8 protein-coding genes and 1 pseudogene are annotated in these 3,346 nt (G+C 70.4%); all 9 read left to right on the top strand.

Going from position 1 to position 3,346, the window contains the following annotated elements:
- The coding region (locus HNQ79_RS33095) for a hypothetical protein (RefSeq protein WP_221508380.1) at positions 1-284 on the top strand (284 nt) is incomplete at its 5' end.
- 2 nt (positions 285-286) lie between these two features.
- Complete coding sequence (locus HNQ79_RS33090) at positions 287-1,006, top strand: ATP-binding protein (RefSeq protein WP_185036689.1); 720 nt, start codon at positions 287-289, stop codon at positions 1,004-1,006.
- Positions 1,006-1,299: a hypothetical protein gene (locus HNQ79_RS33085; protein WP_185036688.1), complete on the top strand. Its 294-nt coding sequence runs from the start codon at positions 1,006-1,008 to the stop codon at positions 1,297-1,299. Before HNQ79_RS33090 ends, HNQ79_RS33085 begins: the two co-directional genes overlap by 1 nt.
- Entirely contained in the window at positions 1,296-1,610 is a 315-nt protein-coding gene (locus HNQ79_RS33080) for a hypothetical protein (RefSeq protein WP_185036687.1), read from the top strand. Before HNQ79_RS33085 ends, HNQ79_RS33080 begins: the two co-directional genes overlap by 4 nt.
- Positions 1,607-2,017 (top strand): hypothetical protein, encoded by a 411-nt coding sequence (locus tag HNQ79_RS33075; protein WP_185036686.1) that lies wholly within the window; start codon positions 1,607-1,609, stop codon positions 2,015-2,017. The genes HNQ79_RS33080 and HNQ79_RS33075 overlap by 4 nt, the downstream gene beginning before the upstream one ends.
- The gene (locus HNQ79_RS33070) at positions 2,014-2,325 is read left to right on the top strand and encodes a zinc finger domain-containing protein (RefSeq protein WP_185036685.1); all 312 of its coding nucleotides are present in this window, start codon (positions 2,014-2,016) and stop codon (positions 2,323-2,325) included. Before HNQ79_RS33075 ends, HNQ79_RS33070 begins: the two co-directional genes overlap by 4 nt.
- Positions 2,322-2,507, top strand: coding sequence for a hypothetical protein (locus HNQ79_RS33065; RefSeq protein ID WP_185036684.1), 186 nt, complete (start codon positions 2,322-2,324; stop codon positions 2,505-2,507). Before HNQ79_RS33070 ends, HNQ79_RS33065 begins: the two co-directional genes overlap by 4 nt.
- Positions 2,504-2,707 carry a hypothetical protein gene (locus tag HNQ79_RS33060; protein WP_185036683.1) on the top strand — a complete coding sequence of 68 codons (204 nt, stop codon included), beginning with the start codon at positions 2,504-2,506 and terminating at the stop codon, positions 2,705-2,707. The genes HNQ79_RS33065 and HNQ79_RS33060 overlap by 4 nt, the downstream gene beginning before the upstream one ends.
- A pseudogene (locus HNQ79_RS33055) lies at positions 2,707-3,093 on the top strand (hypothetical protein); the annotation flags it as partial. The gene HNQ79_RS33060 and the pseudogene HNQ79_RS33055, both read left to right, overlap by 1 nt.
- Positions 3,094-3,346: the final 253 nt, after the last annotated feature.

Raw genomic sequence — 3,346 nt, 5'->3', positions numbered from 1 at the left:
CCAAGAGCAAGAACCGGGCCAAGACCCTCGAACTCTGGAAAGCCGCAGTCGCCGACGGCGCCGAGCCCGCACAGATCACCGCTGCCGCCGTCGCCTACGCCAAAGAAGTCGCCGGCCAGGAATGGCGCTTCATCAAGCAATCCGACAACTGGCTCCGCGACCGCCGCTACGAGGACAAGTACGAGCCCGACGCCCCCGGCAAGCCGCACCTGCGGGCCGTGTCCGGCGACAGCTACCGGCCCTTCCAGCCCAACCCCGACGTCGACTACTCGAAGGGATTCTGACCATGCCCGACCCTGCACCCCTCGCTGGCGAAGCGGTGATGCGCCGCTTCAAGAACATCCTCGAAGCCCGCGGCCTCGGCGACATCGAAGCCGGACCCGTCGACGACGCCCCCGCACCCGACGAACCCGGGCACCCCGAGTACCACCGCCGCCGCCGCGCCGACTGGGCGCTCAAGCGCTGGGAGACCGCCACCCCCTACCGCTACCAGAACGCCACCGCCACGGACGCCGCGGTGCTGGAGTGGGCCACCGCCGCAGCGACCGCACCCCGCGACGCCGGATTCCTCCTCCTCACCGGCCCGTTCGGAACCGGCAAAACCCACCAGGCCTACGGGGCGCTCCGCCACATCGCCGACACCGGACCCGAGCACTACGAAGTGATCGCCCTGACCGCCCCCGACATGTACGCCCTGCTCCGCCCCCAGGGCAGCGACCGCGGCCCCGAGTACGAAGTCCGCCGGCTCATGCGGGTACCGCTGCTGCTCATCGACGACCTCGGCACCGAGAAGATCAGCGAGTTCACCGAGGAAGCCACCTACCGGCTGCTGAACGAGCGGTACAACGAATGCCGCCCGACGATCATCACCAGCAACTTGCCCACCCAAGACCGCAACGGCCCTGACCTCGTCGACAAGCTCGGCGAACGGATCACTTCCCGGCTCTCGCAGATGACGACCGTCGTCGAGATCAGCGGCCGTGACCGGCGCCGGGGGGCCGCGTGATGGATGCCAACGACCCCCGCATGGCCGCCGTCGAATGCGCCATCGCCCGCGTCGGCTACGAGCACGGGCGGAACGGCATCCAGATCGCCGAGCAGTGGATCCACGCACACGTCCATGCGGTCCTCACCGTTCAGGAAGGGCGAGCCGCGAACCCGATGGCGTTCCCCGGGTACGGCGACGGCACCGCGGAGGAAGCGGCCCGCCGAATCGTCGCCCGCCTCCTCGACGCTGGCTGGCGGCCCCCGGACAGCGAATGTCTCGACCTTCCCGGCGACCCGTCGGACATCGCATGACCGACATCGACCCCGACGACATCAAGGCCATGCGGAAGCAGGGCGACCTGAGTTCGTTCCTCCGTCAGCAGATAGCCGCCGGCCGCACCCGCCGCGAACCCGCCCCGGCCAAACCCCCGCCGCAACCGCCAGGACGGCGACGGCCCGGAACCTGGCCACCCGGCACCCGCCCACCCCAGCCCGTCCCGCCGCCACCCGCGCACATCGTCGACGCCGCACTCACCGAACACCGCAACTGGATCGTCGCCGACCGACCCGAAATCACCACCCGATGCGACTGCACCGCCTGCACCCCGAGGAGCCAGACATGACCGCCGCTCCGGAACCCGTCGAGTACGTCTACGGCATCGAGTCCGAGCACTGGGAAGGCAACGACGACATCTGGGTGCCCACCCGCCCCGTCGCCCTCCGTGTCACGAAGAAGACGGCCCGCCGGATCTACTACGTCCGCCCCGGAAGCGGGCCCGAGCGCATCGGCTTCGTCGACCGCCAGAAGCTCGAAACCGACGGGTTCGTCAACCGGGCCGGCGGCTGGTGGGAGATCGATCTCCGAGTCCACCGCGAACCGCCCGTCCTCGCCGAGCAGGAACCCGACCTCGCCGAGCTGAAAGCCGCGATGGCCGCCGCCCATCCGGACCGAGGTGGCACCGACGCCGAGTTCATCACCGCCCGCGCCAACTTCGAGCGTGCCCGCACCGCCATGAGGAGCCAGACATGACCCTCCGCAACGCCGCCCCGATGCCCGAGAACCTCCGCCACTTCATGCGCGCCAAGGCCCACCCCGCCCGCTCCGTCGCCTGCCCCCACTGCGGGGCCCACGAACACAAGCCCTGCACCACGATCAGCGGCCGGCGCATCCTCACCGACCCCCACCCGGCCCGCAGGTACGCATGGGCACGCACCGTCGCCTGCTGTGCCCGCTGCCAGGTCACCCCGACCGTCCCCTGCCACCTCGACGGCATGGCCCTCGCCGACGGGGCCGTGCACGCCGAGCGGTACACCGAAGCCGAAAGGACTGCGGCATGAGCGTGCGCTTCACGATCACGTGCGACCGGATGAGCCCCCACGGGGGATGCCCCTCGCAGATCGTCATCGACGCCCGAACCATCGACGACGCGTACATCGCAGCCGAAGCGCAGGGCTGGCAGATCAACGAAGTACCCGACCACTGCCCGTGCTGCGTCAACGGCCCGGAGACGACGCCATGAAGCTCCTCGTCGATCCCGTCCTCGCCGAGACCGTCCCCGACGGCACCTTCGGCGGCGCCCGACCCCACCGCGGACCCCGCGGCGAGATCCGCCGCTGGACCTGCGACGAGCAGACCCGGCACCGCGAGGAACTCCTCGCCGACCTCCGCCAGCCCCGCACCCACATCGGCCGACACGCAGCACGACAGGAGAACCGCTGATGACCGACAACCAGATGCCCATCCCCGAAGAGGCGCTCATCGCCGCCAAGCGCGCGCTGGACCTCCCGCTGATCGTCGTGATCTGCGGCTCCACCCGGTTCATGGACGAAATGCTCGACGAGGCCCGACTGCTCACCTGGGCCAGCCACATCGTCATCAAGCCGGACTGCGACATGAAGCAGCCGCATCCGCTGTGGGCGGACCCGGTGCACGCCGAACGCGGCAAACGGCGCCTCGACGAGCTGCACCGGGCGAAGATCCGGCTGGCGGATGAGGTCGTCGTGGTGGGGGATTACGTCGGGGACTCGACCCAGGCGGAGATCGAATACGCGCGCAGTCTCGGCAAACCCGTCAGGTTCACACACCCCGAGGTCGACCCGGACGCGGACGGGGCAGCTGCTTCCGCGACGGAGCACCTGTACCTGTCGACAGGCTGCCTGCACGGTGAGCACGCGTACTGCCAGGGCATGACCGGCCAGCAGGGTGCCAAGCGTCCGGGGCAGTGCAAGTTCTGCGCGGCCCGCTGCACCTGCCCGTGCCATGGCGGGGAGGCCGCGTCGTGACCGGCCCGTCGGCCACCCCGCGCGGCGAGCACGCCGGCCGCCCCGGCACCCGCTGGGAAACCCAACTCGTCGCCGA

Source organism: Streptomyces candidus (assembly GCF_014207445.1).
Classification (GTDB): Bacteria; Actinomycetota; Actinomycetes; order Streptomycetales; family Streptomycetaceae; genus Streptomyces; species Streptomyces candidus.
The sequence above is the reverse complement of the archived record's forward strand: the minus strand, read 5'-3'. Positions and strand labels throughout refer to the sequence as shown.